This is a genomic window from Homoserinimonas sp. A520 (genome assembly GCF_054489245.1).
The window spans coordinates 213,909-233,041 of sequence record NZ_JBTMWX010000003.1 but is presented as its reverse complement, the minus strand read 5'-3'; the positions used below and the strand labels follow the sequence as shown (position 1 = coordinate 233,041).

Here is a 19,133-nt window from a genome sequence, read left to right as displayed (position 1 = left end):
CTACGCGGCCAACGCGACGTTGGACCGGTTGGCCGAGAGTTGCGTGGTGGGATGCTCCCGCGCGGCGATCAGGCGCTCGGCGATGTCGAGCGTCAGGTCGACCAGGGTGGTGTCCAGAGCTCTGGTCACGGCCGCGATCATCTCGCTCGACGGCTCCTTGCGCCCTCGCTCGATTTCGGACAGGTATTGGGGAGAGACGCCGGCACGGGTCGCGGTCTTACCCAGGGTCTCGCCGCGCTCGTGCCGGAGCCTGCGCAGTTGATCACCGACCAGGTGTCGCCACAAGGGCTCGCGGGGCCTCTGAGTCTGAGGGGTAGCCTCCGCGGGCTGCTCGCCAGCGCTCTGAGAGTTCAGGGATACGACGATATCGGCCATGCTTGATCGTAAAGCGTGACCCAGGGCTGGGGGCCCGATTCTGCTCACAGCAGACATGGCCCTCAGCCCCTGGCTGCCTGCTCAGGGATGGTTCCTGCCCGCTGTCCCACATAGGTGTAAATGCCGGCCCCGATCATGCCGCCATCGACGGCGAGATCGGTGCCGGTAATGAACGACGAATGCGGCCCCAGCAAGAACAGGGCGGCGTCCGCAAGTTCGTCGGGTGATGCACCCCGCCCCAGCGGCGTCATCTCCCGATTGCCCTCATACCAGCCCTTGATCTGGTCGGCGTCGTGGCCCGGCTTGACGGTCAGCGCCATAGGGGTGTCGACCAGCCCAGGGCAGATCGTATTCACCCGGATGCCGCGGGGTGCGAGCTCGATCGCCGCCGCCTTCGCGAGCCCCCGCACGGCCCACTTGCTTGCCGTGTACGCGGCCGAGAAGTAGCCGGTGAGGCCGGCGGTGGACGAGACGTTCACAATTGCACCGCCCTCCGCCATGGCATCCGCCAGCCGACGGATGCCCATGAAGCTGCCGGTGAGGTTGACCCGGATGAGATTCTCCCACTCCGCAAGTGAGGTCTGGGTCACCGTCTTGCGCAGGGTGATCCCGGCGTTGTTGACCAGCCCGGCAAGGGGGCGACCGAGCCCGGCAACCGCCTCGAGAACGCGATCCCAGGTCGCGTCCTCGACGATGTCGCCGGAGACTGTCACCAGGCGCAGGTTGGCGTCGACCGACTCGCGGAGCGCCGCCCACTCTGGAGCGTCGTTCGGGAGCCTGTCGATCGCCACCACGGAGGCACCGAGCGCGATCAGGCTCCGCACTTCTGCAGCACCCTGTCCGCCTGCGCCGCCCGTAACGACGCAGGTGCGCGTGCTCCAATAATCTCTCTCGCGGTCGCTCATGACTTGGCGAACCCTCCGTCGACGAGCATGACCTGGCCGGTCACATACGAGGAGTCGTCCGACGCAAGGTAGGCGATGGTTTTCGCCACTTCGCTCGTCTCACCGAGTCGTCCGAGCGGAGAACGACCCTTGAACCATGCCATCTGCTCTTTGTCGGCGTGCATCCAGGCGCTCATCGGGGTGTCGATATAGCCGGGGGCGACGCCATTCACGCGGATGCCCAGGGGACCCCATTCGAGTGCGAGGCACTCGGTGAGATGAGCGACACCGGCCTTGGCCGAGGCGTAGTCGGCGCAGTTCGGGCGGGCTTTAAGCCCGGCGTAGCTCGACAGGTTGATGATCGTCCCCTTGCCCCGCTTCGCCATGTGGCGTGCAGCGGCCTGTGCGCCGAAGAATGTCGCGGTGAGGTTGACGTTCAGTGTCTGATTCCAGGCATCCTCTTCGAGGTCCAATGATGGACTTCGACCGAGCATGCCCGCGTTGTTCACCCACACGTCGATGTGCCCGTACCGTTCGACGATTTCGTCTGCGATGGCACGCACCCCGGCAATGTCGGTGACATCGACAGGGCGGCGGTCGACCCCCTCAGCGGTGGAGCCTTCTGGGAAGGCGCGGTCCAGCCCGATGACCGTCGCCCCCCGCAGTAGAAACTCTTCGCACGTTGCCGAGCCGATACCGCCAGCGGCACCGGTCACGACGACCACAAGGTTTGCGGAAACTTTCGAAGTGCCGGCCACGATCAACGCGTCTCCGCCGCCGTGTGGATGTCGTTGAGCGGAACACCCTTCGTCTCCTTGATGATGAACGAGGCGATCACGGCGAGGAGTCCCAGTAATCCGACCCACACCGAGAACACCCATGAAGCTCCGATGGAGGTCAGCCAGGTGTTCAGATACGGGGCGGTTCCGCCGAAGATCGCAACAGAGAGCGAGCTGAGGAAACCGACACCGAACGCGCGCTGCTTGGTCGGGACCTGCTCAGCGACGATCGCCGGGTAGATCGATGCGATGATCGCCCACACCGCCAGGCCGAGGCCCTGGGAGAGGAACAGCGTCCAGGGCTGGTCGGACAGGATCATGTTGATGGGGAACACGACAACCATCACCAGGACGCCGTAGATCAGAACCATGGGTTTGCGTCCGAAGCGGTCGGCGAGGTGCCCGAAGAACGGAAGCAGGAACAGTACGACCACCTGGGCGAGGATGCTCGCCGTGAATGCTCCATTCGGGTCCATTCCGTGACCGGAGATCGCGAAGCTGGGCGCGAAGGTGACCCAGGTGTAGTACGCGGCGTTGGATGCTGCGGACAGGAGAACAACCTTGGCGACGATCGTCCACACCTGGCGTGCGGAGAGCTTGCTGGGGGCGGCGGCTTCAGACTTCTCACCGGCCTCCTCGAAGACCGGGGACTCGTCGGCGGCACGGCGCAGGTACAGCGCATAGATGCCGAGCAGGGCACCGAAGACGAAGCCGATACGCCATCCGAAAGCCATCATGTCGGTTTCGGTGAACAGGGCGGTGAGCAGGATGCCGACGAAGGTGGCACCCATCACGCCGATCGTCACGCTGATGAACACCGAGCTCGACCAGAGGCCGCGGTGCTTCGGCGGTGCCAGTTCGGCGACGTAAGTGTAGGAGACACCCGATTCACCGCCGTGTGCCAGTCCCTGCAGCAGTCGCGCCGTAAGCAGCAGCACAGAAGCCCAGACCCCGATCGTCTCGTAGCTCGGGATGATCGCGATGATGAGGCTTGCTGTGGCCATCGTGATCATGGTCGCCACGAGCGTGGTCTTGCGGCCGATCCGGTCGCCCAACTTGCCGAAGATGATGCCGCCGATGGGGCGGGCGACGAACCCGACGGCGAACACTGCGAGTGTTGCGAGGAGCGCGGATGTCGGGTCACCGGCCTCGAAGAAGTTCGCGGCCAGGTAGACGGCGAAGGTCGCGTAGAGGGTCCAGTCGAACCACTCCAGCACGTTGCCCATGACGGCGGCGCGAAGGGACCGCAGTCTGGATTTCAGCTGGGGTCTGGTGAGTTTCTGGTCAGTAGTCAATTCGGGGGCAATGGTACTCAATGTGTTGTCACTCCTTTGTGGTGGGGTTTCGAGGGTCTTGCGGTCTATGAGTTGGTGGATTCGAGGTGTGTGCTGAACCAGTCGGCCGCGGCCACGCTCGTTGTGTCGAAGTGCTCTTGGTAAGCCGAGTAATGGCCACCAGGAAGCAACATGAGTTCCTTGGGGTGACGAGCCTTCGCGTAAGCCTCAAGTTGCATGTCTGACGGGGTGGTCAAATCGCCGGTGGCGACAATCATGAGAAGGGGCTTGGGTGCGATCCTGTCTATCCAGGTGCCCGGCTCGTAGGCGCGGGCAGCGTCAAGGGACCGAAGCGTGACCTCGTTGCGCCACTCCGGCACGATCTTGCCTTGGCCCGACATGTAGTCGTAGGAGTCGGCTCCCGGATAGGCGACGTTGGTCTCATCCGGTGTGCCGACGGTCTGGATCATTCCTGGTGCCTCGCCGTTCAGGCGAGCAAGCCGGTCGGCATGGAACACTTCGCGCAAAGCATCGAGCTTTTCAGGGTGGGTCTTTCGAAGTCCCGCCTCGTAGCCGCTGATGGTGGGAACCTGTGAAACCACAGCTTTCACCCGGCTGTCAGTCGCGGCGACGATCAGGACGTGCCCGCCGCTATAGCTGCTGCCCCAGATGCCGATGTTCCGTGAAGCGACCTCGGGCCGTGCGCTGAGCCAGGTGATCGCCGTGCGGTAGTCCTCGACCTGCCAGTACGGGTCGATGTCTTGTCGGGGCAGGCCGTCGCTCTTGCCGAGTCGACGAAAGTCGAAGGTGAGCGCAGCGATGCCCCGCTCAACAATGGCCCGCGCATAATCCTCGAGGTCACCACCTGCACACATACCCCAGCCGTGGCCGAGCACCACGCCGGGAATTTCGCCATCGGCATCCGCCGGCAGGTAAAGCGTGCCGCGGAGCCGCTCTCCCGGGGCACCGAACTCCACAGCTTCGCTGGTGAATGGTGCCGGGGACGGTTGGTGCGCTGACACTGTGCTCTCCTTTGAGGTTGCCGTTCTGGCGCATAATCCCTTGCGCGTACCGATAGCCTCACCCAGATGATCTCCGGCGATCAACGAGCATTCGGTCGGCTATCATTCGGCTTATCCGATTGATGGGAGTGGGATGGAAACGCGAAAGCTTGAGATCTTCGTCGAGGTGGCTCGTGAATTGCATTTCGGGCGTGCTGCCGAACGCCTGTACATGAACCAGTCGACCGTCTCGGAAGCTGTCCGTTCGCTTGAAAAGGAACTCGGTAACGCCCTGTTTGAACGCACCAGTAGGAGGGTGACGCTCACTCCGCTCGGAGAGACCCTGGTCAGGGAGGTCGAACCCACCCTCATCGCACTGAATGCAACCCTTGATGCCGCGCGCAAGCAGGCGCGTGGCGAGCGCAGTGAGCTCCTCATCGGATACCTGGGCGGCGGCTTCTACGAGTTCACCGCGCCACTGCGGGCAGAGTTCGAGCGACTCCGCCCCGACGTGAACATGACCCTGGTCGAGCTCACCTACATCGACCAGATCGAAGCCGTGCGCAACGGCTCCGTCGACATCGCCTTAGTGAGGTTGCCGGTGGGGCTGCCCGAGTTGCGGCGCGGGGCGATCCTCTTTCAGGACCAGCGGATGCTCGCACTACCAGACGGTCATCGGCTCAGTCAGAGCGCCCTGGTCGACCCGGAAGAGCTGCGAGAGGAACGCATGGTGCGGCTGCCACCTGGTGTGGCGCCACCCGCATGGCTCGCGTACCACTTCCCACCGGCAACACCGGCTGGGGCCCCGATCGCCGAGGGTCCGACCATCCACACGGTGCGCGAGGGACTTGCTGTGGTCGCCGCCGGCCAGGCTGTCATGACGATCACGGCCCGCGCCCAGGACTACTTTCGGCATCCGGGTGTCACCTTCGTCGAGATCGACCTGCCCCCGATCCAGAGCGCGCTGGTTTCTCGGGTGTCCGACCACCGTCAGGTCATTCGAGACATCGAGGCGGCTGGGCGAAAGGTCGCCACACGAATGGGAGTACTGGTGTCCCAGCCTGAGCATTTCGTTCCGGCATAACTCGCTGCGCCGTCCACCGGGCTATTAGGAAGTGTTGTTGAACTCAGCCAGTCGAAACCTGGGTCTGCTCCCGCTTGAACCCTCGCAGCCGCAGGCTGTTCGTCACCACGAACACCGACGAGAACGCCATTGCCGCCCCCGCCAGCAACGGGTTCAGCAGGCCGAGCATCGCCACCGGAATGGCAGCCGTGTTGTAGGCGAACGCCCAGAACAGGTTGCCCTTGATGGTGCCGAGCGTGCGCCGGGCCAGCCGGATGGCATCCGCCACCACCAGCAGGTCCCCACTCATGACCGTGAGGTCACTCGCCGCGATTGCCGCGTCCGTTCCGGCGCCCATCGCGATGCCGAGGTCGGCCGCCGCCAGCGCTGCCGCGTCATTGACGCCATCGCCGACCATCGCCACCACCCGACCGGATGCCTGCAACGAGCGGATGGCCTCCAGCTTGCCGGCCGGGGTCACACCGGCACGAACGTCCTCAATGCCCACGCTCGCTGCCACATTGGCCGCAGCACCGGCATTGTCGCCGGTCAGCAACACCGGCGTCAGTCCAAGCTTGCGGAACCGGGCAATCGCCTCTGCACTGGTCGGCTTGATCGAGTCGCCCACGATCAGCAGGCCGCGCACGGCACCATCCCAGCCGACCACCACGGCCGTATTACCGGAGGCCTCGGCGGCATCGAAAGAAGCACGCAGCGCCGCGGGCAACGGCAGCGCCCAGTCACGTTCGATCCAGTCCGCCTTGCCCACCGCCACGGCACGGTCGCCGACCGTCGCCGCCACACCCTGACCCTGGTGCGACGTGAACGACGCGGCATCCGCCAGCTCGATCCCCTTAGCCTCGGCGCCAGCAACGATCGCGCGACCGATCGGATGCTCGGAGCCGTTCTCGACCGCGGCAGCCACTTGCAGCAGCTCAGCCACAGTCTCGCCATCCGCGACGACCACCTCGTGCAGGCGCATCTCGCCGGTGGTGACCGTGCCGGTCTTGTCGAGCACGATCGTGTCGACGCGGCGAGTTGACTCGAGGGTCTGCGGTCCGCGAATCAGGATGCCCAGCTGTGAGCCGCGGCCGGTGCCGACCAGCAGCGCGGTCGGCGTGGCCAGCCCCAGCGCACAGGGGCAGGCGATAATGAGCGTCGCAACCGCGGCCGTGAACGCCGCCTCCACCGACCCGCCCAGCAGCAGCCAGGCGACCAGGGTCAGGATCGACAGCACGATGACAACCGGGACGAAGATTGCGGAGACCCGGTCGGCCAGGCGCTGCACCTCGGCCTTACCGGTCTGTGCATCCTCGACCAGGCGACCCAACCGAGCCAGCTCGGTGTCGGCCCCGACGCGCGTGACCTCGACGATCAACCGCCCGCCCACGTTGACGGTCGAGCCGACAACACGGTCGCCCGGTGCGACCTCGACCGGAACCGACTCGCCGGTCAGCATGCTGAGGTCCACGGCGGATGCGCCATCCGTCACCAACCCGTCGGTGGCGATCTTCTCCCCCGGTCGCACGACGAACAGGTCGCCCGGTTTCAGTGCGCTGACGGGGACAGAAACCTCGGCACCGTCGTGCAGCACGTTGGCGTCCTTCGCGCCGAGCTCCAGCAACGCGCGCATCGCGGCTCCAGATTGCCGTTTGGTGCGAGCTTCGATGTACCGTCCGCCGAGGATGAAGACTGTCACCGCCGCCGCGACCTCGAGGTAGATCTCGCTCGCGCCGGAACCCGGTTCGGCGAACCAGGTGAAACTCATCTGCATGCCGGGCATGCCGGCGGTGCCGAAGAACAGCGCGTACAGCGACCAGGCCAGCGCAGCCAGCACGCCAACGCTGACCAGAGTGTCCATGGTGGCCGCCCCGTGGCGCGCGTTCACGAACGCCGCCCGGTGGAACGGCATCGCGCCCCACACCGCGACCGGGGCCGCGAGGGTCAGGGCGAGCCATTGCCAGTTGGTGAACTGCAGCGCCGGAATCATCGACAACAACAACACCGGCACGGTCAGCACGGCTGAGATGATCAGCCGCTGCCGCAGTTCGGAAAGCCCATCGGATGCCGGCACGCTGACGCCGGACGACTCCTCGACCGGCGGCGCCGGCAGCTCGGCGGTGTAACCAGCCGACTCCACTGCGGCGATCAGTTGCTCGGCGGTCATGCCCTCCGGAGCGCTCACCCGCGCCTTCTCGGTGGCATAGTTCACCGAGGCTTCGACCCCGGGCAGCTTATTCAGCTTCCGCTCGACACGGTTGGCGCAGGAAGCGCAGGTCATCCCGCCAATGTCGAGTTCGACATCCGTCACCGACAACTCAGACCTCCGTGAGCGCGTAGCCTGCCTCGTCGACGGCGGCACGAATGGCTGCCGGGTCGAGGGCGGATGTGCTGGCGATCGTGACCGTGGACACGCCGCCAACATTGAGTTGCACGTCGACCGACTCCACGCCGTCGAGGGCGCTGAGCTCTTCGGTGACGCTGGACACGCAGTGGCCGCAGGTCATCCCGGTCACGCCGAGTGTGTTGATTGCGTTGGACATGGGTGTCTCCTCTTGTTGTGCGTGGTCAGGAAATGAGAGTCAGGAACGGACGAGGCGCGCGATGGCGGCGGATGCTTCGCGAATCTTCTCGTCGGCAACCTCACCGCCCTGCTGGGCAGCCTCGGCGACGCAGTGGCTGAGGTGGTCGTCCAGCAATTGCAGGGCTACGGTTTCGAGGGCCTTAGTCGCGGCGGAAACCTGGGTGAGGATGTCGATGCAGTAGACGTCCTCGTCGACCATCCGCGCGATGCCGCGCACCTGGCCCTCGGCACGGCGGAGCCGCTTGAGTAGCTCCTCTTTGTCGTTCACGTAACCGTGTGCTGTGTGGTCCATGGGTTCTCCTCGATGCGCTTACATACCCTGTAGGGGTATAAGTATTACCCCTAGGGGGTATGCGCGTCAAGCCGCAAGCGCAAAACTAGGCCAGCGAGCCGAGAGCCGCCCGCGCCCTCTTCAGGGACGAGCCGAGACCCCACTCGTCGGATAGCCGCTCCAGCTCGACCGTCTGCTCGGACGTGCTCGGGCGAATGCGAGCGTCAAACTCGGGCAACTCGAGGTCACGCACAACCCTCACGACCGTCGGGGCTACCACCAGGTAGTCGGCGGCGGCACCGATTTTCGCGCGCATGGGCGCCGCCATTGCAGATGCGGGGTCCGCGGCAGCCGCGATGATTCCGTCGAGGTCACCGTAGGCCGACAGCAGCGTGACCGCCGTCTTCTCTCCCACGCCGGCGACACCCGGCAGCCCGTCAGAAGCGTCCCCACGCATGGCCGCGAAGTCTGCATACTGCGATGGTGCGACTCCGTATTTGGCCTGCAGCGTGGCATCCGTCAGAATCTCCAGCTTCGACATGCCGCGACCGGTATAGATCACCCGCACCTCGCGGGAATCGTCGACCAGCTGAAACAGGTCACGATCGCCGGTCACCACGTCTATGGGCATCGGCGAGTGCGATGCCAGCGTGCCGATCACGTCGTCCGCCTCATGATTCGGTGCACCGACCACCGGCATCCCGAGCGCGCCCAGCACATCACGGATGATCGGAACCTGGGGTGTCAGCGAGTCGGGGACCACCTCGATGGAGGCGGAAGCATCCGTCGGCTCCACCGCGACCCGGTGAGCCTTGTAGGTGGGGATCAGATCCACCCGCCACTGCGGTCGCCAGTCGTCATCCCAACAGGCCACGATCTCGGTCGGCTTGAACTCGGAGGTCAGCCTGGCAATGATGTCGAGCAGCCCGCGGACCGCGTTCACCGGCATCCCATTCGGCGCCTGCACCGTGTCTGGCAGCGCGTAGAACGCCCGGAAATACAGTGCGGCGGTGTCCAGGAGCATCCGGCACTCACGTTTATCGTTCACGGCGGCATCCTGCCACATCGACCCTCAGACCGGCGCTGATTAGCGGGAGACTCCGATCATTCGTTGCCGCGCAAGCCGTCCAGGGTCACCGCGACGAGTCGGCGGACAGCCTCATGCGACGTCAACCCACTCGCGGCCGAAAGCGCGTGAAGGCAGTAGATCGCCAACTCCTCGGGTGCCACATCCTTACGAATCGCGCCAGACGTTGCGCCGCCAGCCAGAAGATCCCGCACGAAATCGGAGAGTTGCTGCAGCGCCCGATTCACGTGTTCGCCCTGATGCAAGAGGGAGGCTGCTTCCATGCCGTGGCGGTGATGTGACATGAACGCATACGCCATAAGCACGGCCTCCAGCCGCCCGATAGCATCGCCCGCCGAGTCTCTTATCTCGTGCAGCTGGCGAAGGTGGCCGGCGATCAGGCGCTCATGCCAAGCCGCTATGACCGCATCGACATCTGCGAAGTATTTGTACAGCGTCGCCCGGCCGATACCAGCGTCTTCCGCCACCTGCGACATGGTCACTGCCGCGAGCCCCCTGCGTGCCACGAGGCTGTCAGTCGCGTCCAATGCGGCGTCTCGAACAGCCTGACGGTGCGCTTCGATCGATTCGCTCCACAGCTTCGGCATGCCATCAGGTTACATGATGCCGCTCCTATCAACACATTGCGCACTACGATGACATACTGTATTGATAAACGATGGGAGATGGTCATGGCAGGTTCACACGAAACCTCACCGGGATCCGACCGCGATTCCGGCACCGGAAGGGATAATGAGTCGGCAACGGGCACCCCTCGCTGGGTGATTGTGTCCGGGATCATCGTGCTCGTGCTCATCGTGGCGTTCGCCGCGCTCCACTTTGCGGGCGGCGGCTTCGTCGGGCACCTATGATGATGTCGCTCGGGATCCGCCGGCTCGCCCTTACTGCGCACGTCGCCGTCTCCGTCGGCTGGCTTGGTGCCGTCGCGGGATTCCTCGCCCTGGCCATTGTCGGGCTCACCAGCCCGGACGAGAAAACTGCGCTGGCCGCCTACCTCGCAACGGACCTTGTCACCTGGTGGGTCATCGTGCCGCTGAGCCTCGCTTCACTCGCCACCGGCATCGTCCAGTCGCTGGGAACGCGGTGGGGGCTGTTCCGGCACTATTGGGTGCTCGCGAAGCTGCTGTTGACTGTTGTCGCCACCGCGTTGCTGCTGCTGCACACCGGGCCGATCGGCCATCTGGCGAAGGTTGCTGCGGAAGGCGCCCCATTCGACAGCGCTCTGGACGGGCTCCGAATTCAATTGATAGCGGATGCCGGCGGCGGCATCCTCGTACTTCTCCTCGTCGTAGCTCTCTCGGTATTCAAACCACGGGGCATGACACCGTACGGGCAACGTAAACAGCGTGAGCGGCGCGCGAAGCTCGCGCAGAGGGACCCCTGAAACGGGCGCCCATTCCTCCATTCCGGCGAAACCGGCTCGCACATCGATCAGTTTTCAAGAAGCCGTCAACGTGTCGGGCTACTAATGTCGACCCCATTGATGAGAAAGGAAACCCCCGATGAACGACAAGGTGAAGTCGACCAAGGCTAAGAGCAAGGCACCACAATTCTCGGATGATGAAAAGGCCGCCATGAAGGAGCGTGCCAAGGAGCTGAAGACAGAGGCGGCCCGCGGGAAGGACGCGGACGCAGAAAAGGACCTGCTCGCGAAGATCGCCGAGATGCCGGAAGCGGACCGCGTGATGGGCGAGCGAATTCATGCCATCGTCAAGGCCAGTGCGCCGGAGCTCAAGGCGAAGCTCTGGTACGGGATGCCCGCCTACGCCAAGGACGGCAAGCTCATCTGCTTCTTCAAGGCTGCATCGAAGTTCCAAACCAGGCACGCCACTTTCGGCTTCGAGGAGGCAGCAAACCTCGATGAGGGAAGCATGTGGCCGACCTCCTACGCCATCACGAAGCTGACGTCCGCCGATGAGAAGAAGCTCGGCGAGCTGGTGAAGAAAGCGGTCAGCTAGCGGGTCACACCGTGTTCCAGCGGCGCACCAGCTCGGGCTGCAACTGAATCCACACCATGCTGATCCGTCGCCCGGTGAAGTCCAGGTTGATGGCCGCCGTGACTTCTCCGCCACGGCTGAGCGTCAGGCCTGCCTGACCGTTGATTGCGCCCTCTGCAATCTCGAGGCCAGGCTGGGCGCCCATCCCGTGCACCAGTAACGGGATCGCGTCAAAGGTTCCGTGTACCACCCTGATTGTTTGGTGTTCCGTATCTCCGGAGTCGACGACCACCGCAACGCCGGGATCCAGGAGCGCCTCCAACCGAGCCCCGTCGCGCCGTTCAGCCGCAATGCGGAAGTCATGTACCGCCCGGTGATGGATGGGCCGCGTCAGCCATTTGAGGCCGGCAGCCCACAGTGACGCGGCGTCCGCCCGCTCTGTCCGCGCCTTCCCTGTCGATGTGGTCGGCATAGTGCGCCTCCGCTCCGTCTCGATTTTCCCGGCGGCAGCTCGCAGCCGGGTCTACACGTTAAGACTCGACAGGCAGGTGTTTTGTGACGCAGCGGGACAGTCCACACCGGTCGGTAAGATGCGAAGGTCGAGAGAGTTGTGGCTGGCGAACAGTATGCGACTGCTCGGCGCCGAAGCGGCTCAGACCGCCAATGACGGAGGAGTGACGCTGGTGGGTTTGCTACTCGATGACCTCGGCATCACGCTCTCGGTGCTTGCCGCTCCGATGGCCGGTGGTCCGACGACGCCCGCGATGGCGATCGCCGCATCAGCTGCGGGCAGCTTCGGCTTCGTTGCCGCCGGCTACAAGTCGGCGGATGCCGTTGCGGATGAGATCCGTACAGTACGGGAGACGACCCCACGTTTCGGGGTGAACCTCTTTGCGCCGAACCCGATCGCCGTCGACCCGACCGAGTATGCCGAATACCGCCGCAGCATGCAGCGGGAGGCGGAACGATTCGGGATCTCGATCGAGCTCACCGAACCGATCGAAGATGACGACGCCTGGCAGCAGAAACTGGATGCGCTCATCGGCGATCCGGTGCCGGTCGTGAGCTTCACGTTCGGCATCCCCGACGCCGCCGCGATGCGCGCGCTGAAAACGGCGGGAAGCGTGATCCTGCTGACGGTGACGTCGGCGGATGAGGCGAGCGCCGCCATTGAAGCCGGAGCCGACGCCCTCATCGTGCAAGCCTCAGCTGCAGGCGGGCATTCCGCGACGCTCACACCGCGTGTCACGCCGCCAGTGGTTCCCATCGGGGAACTGCTGCAGGGCATCCGCTCGGTGACTTCGCTCCCCCTCATCGCCGCCGGCGGGATCTCCACTCCGGAAGATGTCACCAGCGCCTTAGCGGCAGGGGCGGATGCTGCCACCGTAGGAACTGCGCTGCTCCGGTCTGCAGAGAGCGGGGCATCCGAAACGCACCAGAACGCGCTGGCGGACCCCAGCTTTTCGCGGACCGTCATCACGCGCGCGTTCACCGGTCGGCCCGCTCGCGCGCTCAGCAACGACTTCACCGACCGCCACGATGCGTCCGCGCCATCCGGCTATCCCGCGGTACATCACCTGACCAAGGCCATTCGACGCGCTGCCGCAGCCGCCGGAGATCCGCAGTCGCTTCACCTCTGGGCGGGGACGGGATACCGCGCGGCCACCACCGGCGCTACAGGGCAGATTCTCACCCACCTGGCTTCTTGGGTGTAGAACGCCTTTGTCAACGAGCGGGGCGCAGCTCCTCCGGAGCCGGAAACGGGACTGAAACCGTCGGCCTCCGGTACGATCCAGCCCACCAATTCGCGGTCCTCGCGGCGGTGTTCGATCCAGTTCTCAGGCAGCACGGTTAGCGACGCTAGCAAGAAAGGCGCTGCCCCGTGAGCCGTTAGGCGCCGATCAGCCGCAATACGTGGAAGACCACGTAGACGGGCCACACGATCGCCTGGAGCAGCCCCAGGATCACGCCCCAGAACGTGCCGTTCGACTCGGTGATGAAGTAGATGGCTGCTCCGACGTAGGCCAACAGGAAGATGAAGCCCCATTGCCCGTCCCGCACGATGCGTGCCTGACCGTTCCTAGCCATCTGAGCCACCGTCTCCGCTTGTCATTCTGATCGCTTCTGCGAACGAGGCTACAGGTTTCGGGACGATCACCGGTGTCGGGGCGTACGATGCACATCACGAACGAGGCGGGATCGCATGACAGAGAATATTGACCCTGCCCTGACCGCGACCGCGGGCATCCTGCTCATCGCGATTCCGGTGGCCTTCAACGCAGCGTTCGCAGCCCTGGCCGCCACCTTCGATTATCCCGACATTCTTCGCCGCCCAACCGCCGAGATTCTGGAGAAGTTCAGGCAAGGCGGGTCGCGCCTCGTCCTGCTTTGGTGGGGTTTCGCCATGACGGCGGTGCTACTCACCCCGTTGGCCATCCTCGTGGCAGCATCGCTTGAGGGAGTGCACCAGTGGCTCACCCTGGCCGGAGCGATCACTGGAGTCATCGCGAGCGTCGTCCAGTTCCTTGGTCTGATCCGCTGGCCTTTCCTGGTGCCCTACCTGGCGCGTGAGTCAGCGGATGCCGTTTCACCGGCCCGCAAGGACGCCATCGACATCACTTTCCAGGCCTTCAACCGCTACCTCGGTGTCGCGGTCGGTGAGCACCTCGGCTTCCTGCTCACCGGGGGCTGGAGCATCCTCGTCGGTGTCGGAATCCTCCAGAGTTCCAATGTGCCGGGCTGGCTCGGCATCGTCGGCATCGTCATCGGTGGCGCATTGGCGTTGTGCTCGCTGGAGTTCGTCGGACCCTTCGAGCCGAAGGGCTGGCGTGTCGCAGCATCCGCTACCCCCATCGTCTACATCGCGTGGTCGCTGTGGTTGATCGCCACCGGCATCGCGCTCCTCCTACAGCCAGGACAACCATGAAGACCGTGACCCCGACCACCGACTGGACAACGGACCAAATTCCGGACCTCTCCGGCAAGACCGTGGTGGTGACCGGCGCGAACAGCGGCATCGGCCTGGAAGCTGCCCGCGGATTCGCGGCACACGGCGCCCATGTGGTGCTCGCGGTGCGTGACGAGCCCAAAGGACGCACGGCCGCGGCAGGCATCGATGGCTCCACCGAGGTTCGGCCGCTCGACCTCTCCGACCTCGCGTCGGTGCAGCATTTTGCCGCCGACTGGCGCGGCGGCATCCACGTACTCATCAACAACGCCGGCGTGATGATCCCTCCGCTAGGCCGGACCGCAGACGGCTTCGAGCTCCAGTTCGGGATAAACCACCTCGGCCACTTCGCCCTCACCAACCTCCTGCTGCCCTTCATCAGCGGGCGAATCGTGACGGTGGCGAGCGGAGCGCATCGCTCCGGCACCATCGACTTCGACGACCTCAATTGGGAGAGCCGCAAGTACGGCAACGGCTCAGGCGGGTACGCACAGTCCAAGCTCGCCAATCTGTTGTTCACGCTCGAACTGCAGCGGCGTCTGAAGGAATCCGGCTCGGCGGTTCTCGCCATGGCGGCGCATCCGGGGATGGCAGCAACGAACCTGGGATCCCACTCCGGCAGCGCCATCATGACCTTCCTGGCGGAGGCCATCGTGCCGTTCTTCGCGCAGAACGCAACGGCTGGCGCAGCCCCCACGCTCTTCGCGGCCACCGCCGACATCCCCGGCGGAAGCTATGCCGGACCACGGAAGCGCCGCGAGTTGGTCGGCTCCCCCATCCTCGTCGGTCGCTCGAACGCGGCGAGCGACGTAGCGGCTGCCCGGCGTCTGTGGATCGCATCGGAGGAGCTCACTGGCGTCAGCTTCCCGGCGGCTCTCGAAGACGTGTAGCCGCCGGGGCTGGTCCACGCGATCCGGTTGTTCGGCAAGGGGCGGAGTGGCAGGCTTGACGTGATCCTGTCGCCGGATTGACGATGGGCGACCGAAGTGGAGCACGCCATGGGACTCATCCACATCGACCTGTTCACGACGCTCGATGGCGTCGCTCAGGCGCCGGGCGCACCCGACGAGGACACTGACAGCGGTTTCGCGTTTGGTGGCTGGCAAGCGCCTCTCATCGATAAGGTGGTCGGCGAGCAGGTGGACTCCGAGATGGCGGGGATGGACGCGCTGCTGCTCGGGCGCCGAACCTACGACATCTTCGCCGCGTATTGGCCGCACGCGAGCGGGCACATCGCCCAGCTGTTCAACCGTCTCCCGAAATACGTGGCTTCGCGCCACACGCCGACCCTCGAGTGGGCCGGCTCCAGTCTGCTCGGTCCTGATGTCGCATCCGCCGTCCAAGAACTGCGCGACCGGCACGCCGACACCCACGTCATCGGCAGCCTCGACTTCGTGCAGACCCTGTTCGCGGAGCGGCTCTTCGATCGGCTCACGCTCTGGGTGTACCCGATTCTCCTCGGAGAAGGAAAGAAGGTTTTCGCCGACGGGGTGGTCCCGACGAACCTCAGACTCATCGAGCCAGTCGTCGCATCCCCGCACGGCGCGGTGATGCAGCGCTACGCGCTCGCCGACGGCACGCCCGGTGTCGGCGACATGTCGACGGCCACCTAACTACAACCAGAAGGCCGTGAGAACCATAATGGGCATCGTCGAAGAACAGCAAGCGGCCGAGCAGGAATGGCTCGACGCCTGGCACCGCGGTCCACAACGGATGCGATGGGACCGTGTGCCACTGCAGGTCGGCGACGCAACACCGGATCTGGAACTACCGGATCACACTGGCGAAATGGTGCGACTGTCGTCCTTGTGGGCTGACTCCCCTGCTTTGATCCTGTTCTGGCGTCACTTCGGCTGCAGTTGCGGGAATGACCGTGCCGCCCGACTCAAGGCCGAGTACTCGCAATACACCGACGCCGGGGCTTCAGTCGTGGTGATCGGGCAGGGCGAACCCGCCCGCTCAGCGCAATACCGAGAGCACACCGGTATCCCGTGCCGCGTGTTGTGCGACCCGGATCGAACTGTGTACCAAGCATTCGACCTGCTTGAGGGCACGGCCGCCCAGGTGCTTTTCGATGCGCCAGACGAGTTTCTTCGTTGCGAAGCGGTTGCCGGTGAGTCGCTTGCCGCTTCCCGGCACGGCACTGACCGTGCGGCCGTGGATAGTCCGTGGCAACTTCCCGGGGAGTTCGTGATCGACCGCGGTGGCATCGTGCAACTCGCCTATCGATACCAGTACTGCGAAGACTGGCCCGATCCCCGCGTGCTCACCGCGGCCATCCGCTTCGGTGGCGTTTAGGGCTAAAGGAGGCCTAACCCAGAATTCCCCTGAAGACTGATCAGGTGTGAGAAGCTTTCAACATGTTCCTTCTGATCTGGCGCCGATGGGGATGGATAGCCATCCTGTTTCCTGTGTTCGGCTTCGTGTTGTGGCTCGCTATCGGCGCAGGAATCCGGTCCGCAATGCACATAGACGCTATTCAAGGCGTCTGGAATCTGATCGCTCTCGTTATCGGATTCGGTATTGCCGGGATCGCAAGTTGGGTAGTCGCGGTGCGCTTCATCGAACCGGTACTCGACGACCCGAGCAAGAATCTTCCACGCTCGACGTTGTTCTTCCTGCCCGTCCGATACTGGGCCTTCGTGACTGTTGCAGTAGGGCTAGCGCTCCTCGTCCCGAACGCCATCGAGATCTTCACCACCACCTGATCATCCCGTGCTACTCACCAGATAACTCGGATGGTGACCCAGAACACGACGCGTCCATTTTGCTCCTGAAGTTCGCGTTCGTCCGATCCATAGAGGATGGACCGAGCGCCGGTTCAATCGGCCAGTGAGCGCAGCACCCGTGCCGGCGAGCCGACAACGATCGTGTTTTCCGGTACGTCCTTCGTCACCACGGATGCAGCCGCCACGACCGCGTTGTCGCCAATCGTCACGCCGGACAGAACTGTCACGTTCGCCCCGATCCAGACGTTGCGGCCGATGACGACGGGAGACGGATGCATGTCAGCGCGCCGAGTCGGGTCCAGGTCGTGGTTGAGTGTGGCAATTACCACGTTGTGCCCGATCAGGCAGTCATCGCCAATGGTGACACCGCCCTGGTCCTGGAACTTGCATCCGGAATTGATGAAAATCCGCTTCCCGAGGGTGATGTTCTTACCGAAGTCTGAGTAGAACGGCGGGAAAACCGTCACCGTCTCGTCGACGGGTTTTCCGGTCAGCTGAGCCAGTAATCCCCGCACCCGTGGAGGTTCGTGGTATCCGCCGTTGAGTTCACCGGTGATGCGCAGGGCGTCCTGGCTAACTCGGTGCATGACCTGGTGCAACGGCGAGGCCCCCGTGATGGTACGGCCGGCATCCAACGCTTCCAGCAGATCTTCGAGTTCCATGGTGACCTTTCAGAGAGTGAGCAGCACTGTGGTGGCCGGGCGTCACGCGACGATCCGCGAGACCTCTCCAACCGCGCGAAAGAATTCGGCCAGATCGGGTTCTCCCGCTGCGGGAAGGAGCACCACGTCATCGATGCCCACGGCCGCGAACCGCTTCACGGCCGCCGCAACAGCGTCAGCATCGCCCCACACCGCACGGTCGCCATCGATTCCGCTGTCACCTAGATCCGCCCGCACCCGCGCTTCGGCACCGTCGCCAAAAGCGGCGGTCACGTACGCAATGATCTTGGCTGAGTCTCCATGGGTCGCGCGAGAGCGGCCCTCGTTGACTGCGCGGATCTGGTCACTGAATTCGGCCGGAGTGCGCCCGGCAACGAGAATCGTGCCGTCTGCGACCTCACCGGTCAGGCCGAGAGTCTTCGGCCCCTCCCCCGCGGCGTAGACCGGCGGAGCATTCTCCGGCGGATACTCGAGTCGCACCCGATCGAAAGTCACATACCGCCCCGAAACCGTTACCTCGTCACCGGCCAGAAGCGAACGGAGAGCTGGGATGTATTCACGCATCAACGTGAGCGGTGAAGCGACTCGCGCACCCACCTGCGCCATCCACGGCAGCACGCCATGCCCTATCCCCGGGTAGAGGCGACCCGGGAACATCCGCTCAATCGTCGCGATCTCCATCGCGGTGACCGCAACGTTGCGCAGGGGCATCGGAGAGATACCGATACCGATGCGTAGCCGGTCCGTCCAGGCGAGGGCGGCGGATGCTGTAGCGAACGCTGACTGGCGGAAGCAGTCCTCCCAGAGCCACAACTCCGGCACCCCGGCCTCCTCAGCTGCCTCCACTGCCGCCCGGAATGCCTCCGGCGCGTTCTGGTACGGGCTGAAGACCGCGCCGACGCGGATCCTCGGTTTGTCCATGGTCCGACGATAGTCGAGAGCCCAGACAGCCGCTCCCCGCGCGGCTCGCTAGGGCGCAGTCGGCGGAGCCATGCCGTGTTAGTCAATCGGCCGGTCGTAGAGCATCGACGCCGGCTTGCAGGTGCTATCGGCTTCCTCCGTGTCCTGGCGCGACCCGACCTGCGGCACGATCTGGGTGTGCGGGAGCAGGAAGCCTTCGCCCTCCGCTGCGGAGTAATAGGTGTCGATGTACACCTGTTTGGTCGGCAACTCGATGACGTAGCCGAGGCCTTCGAGACACTCTTTCACCTGCAGTTCGAAGTGATATTGCTCGCCGAGTTCTTCATCCGTCATCTTCGTCATCTTGTCGAATCCGTAGCGCGCCTGGCACTCGACGTTCGCCGCATGGTATTTGTCGGCCTGCTCAGCCGGGACACCCACGACGATCCCATTCCCCTGGATGTCTCCCTCGAACCCGAACTCGCTGAGGCATTCGGCCATCAGCGTGCCAAAGTCCCCGGTTGATGGGGAGCGGTCTGTTTCTTCGGGCTCGCTAGAGGTGCACCCGGCGACTGTTGCCGCACAAAGAAACACGAGCAGGGTCTTCGCAACCAGAGCCCTCATGGTGATGTGGTATCTG

General features: G+C 64.4%; 25 protein-coding genes. 10 read left to right on the top strand and 15 right to left on the bottom strand.

Features of this window, described 5'->3' with window-relative positions:
• From ACX3PH_RS09815 to ACX3PH_RS09795, 5 genes are all read right to left on the bottom strand, one after another.
• Nucleotides 1-375: a helix-turn-helix domain-containing protein gene (locus ACX3PH_RS09815; protein WP_459091922.1), complete on the bottom strand. Its 375-nt coding sequence runs from the start codon at nt 373-375 to the stop codon at nt 1-3.
• A gap of 62 nt (nt 376-437) precedes the next feature.
• Nucleotides 438-1,280: an SDR family NAD(P)-dependent oxidoreductase gene (locus ACX3PH_RS09810; RefSeq protein ID WP_459091920.1), complete on the bottom strand. Its 843-nt coding sequence runs from the start codon at nt 1,278-1,280 to the stop codon at nt 438-440.
• A complete protein-coding gene (locus ACX3PH_RS09805) occupies nt 1,277-2,017 on the bottom strand; it encodes an SDR family NAD(P)-dependent oxidoreductase (protein ID WP_459091918.1) in 741 nt (246 codons plus the stop codon). Before ACX3PH_RS09805 ends, ACX3PH_RS09810 begins: the two co-directional genes overlap by 4 nt.
• Before the next feature lie 2 nt (nt 2,018-2,019).
• Nucleotides 2,020-3,354 (bottom strand): MFS transporter, encoded by a 1,335-nt coding sequence (locus ACX3PH_RS09800; RefSeq protein WP_459091916.1) that lies wholly within the window; start codon nt 3,352-3,354, stop codon nt 2,020-2,022.
• Between the two features lie 44 nt (nt 3,355-3,398).
• Nucleotides 3,399-4,334, bottom strand: coding sequence for an alpha/beta hydrolase (locus tag ACX3PH_RS09795; protein WP_459091914.1), 936 nt, complete (start codon nt 4,332-4,334; stop codon nt 3,399-3,401).
• A 133-nt stretch (nt 4,335-4,467) separates the two neighbouring features.
• Between ACX3PH_RS09795 and ACX3PH_RS09790 the strand changes: the two genes are divergently transcribed.
• Complete coding sequence (locus ACX3PH_RS09790; protein WP_459091912.1) at nt 4,468-5,397, top strand: LysR family transcriptional regulator; 930 nt, start codon at nt 4,468-4,470, stop codon at nt 5,395-5,397.
• A 43-nt stretch (nt 5,398-5,440) separates the two neighbouring features.
• Here the strand turns inward: ACX3PH_RS09790 and ACX3PH_RS09785 are convergent, their stop codons facing one another.
• From ACX3PH_RS09785 to ACX3PH_RS09765, 5 genes are all read right to left on the bottom strand, one after another.
• Nucleotides 5,441-7,693 carry a heavy metal translocating P-type ATPase gene (locus ACX3PH_RS09785; RefSeq protein ID WP_459091911.1) on the bottom strand — a complete coding sequence of 751 codons (2,253 nt, stop codon included), beginning with the start codon at nt 7,691-7,693 and terminating at the stop codon, nt 5,441-5,443.
• Nucleotide 7,694: 1 nt separating this feature from the next.
• Entirely contained in the window at nt 7,695-7,919 is a 225-nt protein-coding gene (locus ACX3PH_RS09780) for a heavy-metal-associated domain-containing protein (protein ID WP_459091909.1), read from the bottom strand.
• A gap of 39 nt (nt 7,920-7,958) precedes the next feature.
• Nucleotides 7,959-8,252 carry a metal-sensitive transcriptional regulator gene (locus ACX3PH_RS09775; protein ID WP_459091907.1) on the bottom strand — a complete coding sequence of 98 codons (294 nt, stop codon included), beginning with the start codon at nt 8,250-8,252 and terminating at the stop codon, nt 7,959-7,961.
• 85 nt (nt 8,253-8,337) lie between these two features.
• Nucleotides 8,338-9,255, bottom strand: a complete 918-nt coding sequence (locus tag ACX3PH_RS09770) for a 5'-3' exonuclease (RefSeq protein WP_459092400.1) — start codon at nt 9,253-9,255, stop codon at nt 8,338-8,340.
• Between the two features lie 80 nt (nt 9,256-9,335).
• Nucleotides 9,336-9,905 carry a TetR/AcrR family transcriptional regulator gene (locus ACX3PH_RS09765; RefSeq protein WP_459091905.1) on the bottom strand — a complete coding sequence of 190 codons (570 nt, stop codon included), beginning with the start codon at nt 9,903-9,905 and terminating at the stop codon, nt 9,336-9,338.
• A gap of 84 nt (nt 9,906-9,989) precedes the next feature.
• Between ACX3PH_RS09765 and ACX3PH_RS09760 the strand changes: the two genes are divergently transcribed.
• The 3 genes from ACX3PH_RS09760 to ACX3PH_RS09750 all read left to right on the top strand — a co-directional run bounded on the left by ACX3PH_RS09760 (nt 9,990) and on the right by ACX3PH_RS09750 (nt 11,276).
• Nucleotides 9,990-10,169 (top strand): hypothetical protein, encoded by a 180-nt coding sequence (locus ACX3PH_RS09760; RefSeq protein ID WP_459091903.1) that lies wholly within the window; start codon nt 9,990-9,992, stop codon nt 10,167-10,169.
• Nucleotides 10,170-10,171: 2 nt separating this feature from the next.
• Nucleotides 10,172-10,702, top strand: coding sequence for a DUF2269 domain-containing protein (locus ACX3PH_RS09755; RefSeq protein WP_459091901.1), 531 nt, complete (start codon nt 10,172-10,174; stop codon nt 10,700-10,702).
• A gap of 118 nt (nt 10,703-10,820) precedes the next feature.
• Entirely contained in the window at nt 10,821-11,276 is a 456-nt protein-coding gene (locus ACX3PH_RS09750; RefSeq protein WP_459091899.1) for an iron chaperone, read from the top strand.
• A 4-nt stretch (nt 11,277-11,280) separates the two neighbouring features.
• Here ACX3PH_RS09750 and ACX3PH_RS09745 read toward each other — a convergent pair whose 3' ends face one another.
• Entirely contained in the window at nt 11,281-11,727 is a 447-nt protein-coding gene (locus ACX3PH_RS09745; RefSeq protein ID WP_459091897.1) for a hypothetical protein, read from the bottom strand.
• Between the two features lie 154 nt (nt 11,728-11,881).
• On the opposite strand from ACX3PH_RS09745, the gene ACX3PH_RS09740 reads away from it, so the two are divergent.
• Nucleotides 11,882-12,970, top strand: a complete 1,089-nt coding sequence (locus ACX3PH_RS09740) for a nitronate monooxygenase (RefSeq protein ID WP_459091895.1) — start codon at nt 11,882-11,884, stop codon at nt 12,968-12,970.
• Nucleotides 12,971-13,145: 175 nt separating this feature from the next.
• Here the strand turns inward: ACX3PH_RS09740 and ACX3PH_RS09735 are convergent, their stop codons facing one another.
• Complete coding sequence (locus ACX3PH_RS09735; RefSeq protein ID WP_459091893.1) at nt 13,146-13,343, bottom strand: hypothetical protein; 198 nt, start codon at nt 13,341-13,343, stop codon at nt 13,146-13,148.
• 115 nt (nt 13,344-13,458) lie between these two features.
• Here ACX3PH_RS09735 and ACX3PH_RS09730 point away from each other — a divergent pair, with 115 nt between their 5' ends.
• The 5 genes from ACX3PH_RS09730 to ACX3PH_RS09710 all read left to right on the top strand — a co-directional run bounded on the left by ACX3PH_RS09730 (nt 13,459) and on the right by ACX3PH_RS09710 (nt 16,910).
• On the top strand, nt 13,459-14,181 hold the full coding sequence (locus tag ACX3PH_RS09730) for a DUF4386 domain-containing protein (RefSeq protein WP_459091891.1): 723 nt from the start codon (nt 13,459-13,461) through the stop codon (nt 14,179-14,181).
• Nucleotides 14,178-15,092, top strand: coding sequence for an oxidoreductase (locus tag ACX3PH_RS09725; protein ID WP_459091889.1), 915 nt, complete (start codon nt 14,178-14,180; stop codon nt 15,090-15,092). The genes ACX3PH_RS09730 and ACX3PH_RS09725 overlap by 4 nt, the downstream gene beginning before the upstream one ends.
• 108 nt (nt 15,093-15,200) lie before the next feature.
• Nucleotides 15,201-15,815, top strand: a complete 615-nt coding sequence (locus ACX3PH_RS09720) for a dihydrofolate reductase family protein (protein WP_459091887.1) — start codon at nt 15,201-15,203, stop codon at nt 15,813-15,815.
• Nucleotides 15,816-15,831: 16 nt separating this feature from the next.
• Nucleotides 15,832-16,500, top strand: a complete 669-nt coding sequence (locus ACX3PH_RS09715) for a peroxiredoxin-like family protein (RefSeq protein ID WP_459091885.1) — start codon at nt 15,832-15,834, stop codon at nt 16,498-16,500.
• Nucleotides 16,501-16,562: 62 nt separating this feature from the next.
• On the top strand, nt 16,563-16,910 hold the full coding sequence (locus ACX3PH_RS09710; protein WP_459091883.1) for a hypothetical protein: 348 nt from the start codon (nt 16,563-16,565) through the stop codon (nt 16,908-16,910).
• Nucleotides 16,911-17,023: 113 nt separating this feature from the next.
• Here ACX3PH_RS09710 and ACX3PH_RS09705 read toward each other — a convergent pair whose 3' ends face one another.
• From ACX3PH_RS09705 to ACX3PH_RS09695, 3 genes are all read right to left on the bottom strand, one after another.
• On the bottom strand, nt 17,024-17,593 hold the full coding sequence (locus ACX3PH_RS09705) for a DapH/DapD/GlmU-related protein (RefSeq protein WP_459091881.1): 570 nt from the start codon (nt 17,591-17,593) through the stop codon (nt 17,024-17,026).
• A gap of 42 nt (nt 17,594-17,635) precedes the next feature.
• The gene (locus tag ACX3PH_RS09700; RefSeq protein WP_459091879.1) at nt 17,636-18,514 is read right to left on the bottom strand and encodes an LLM class flavin-dependent oxidoreductase; all 879 of its coding nucleotides are present in this window, start codon (nt 18,512-18,514) and stop codon (nt 17,636-17,638) included.
• A 78-nt stretch (nt 18,515-18,592) separates the two neighbouring features.
• Nucleotides 18,593-18,994, bottom strand: coding sequence for a hypothetical protein (locus ACX3PH_RS09695; protein WP_459091877.1), 402 nt, complete (start codon nt 18,992-18,994; stop codon nt 18,593-18,595).
• Between the last annotated feature and the right edge of the window lie 139 nt (nt 18,995-19,133).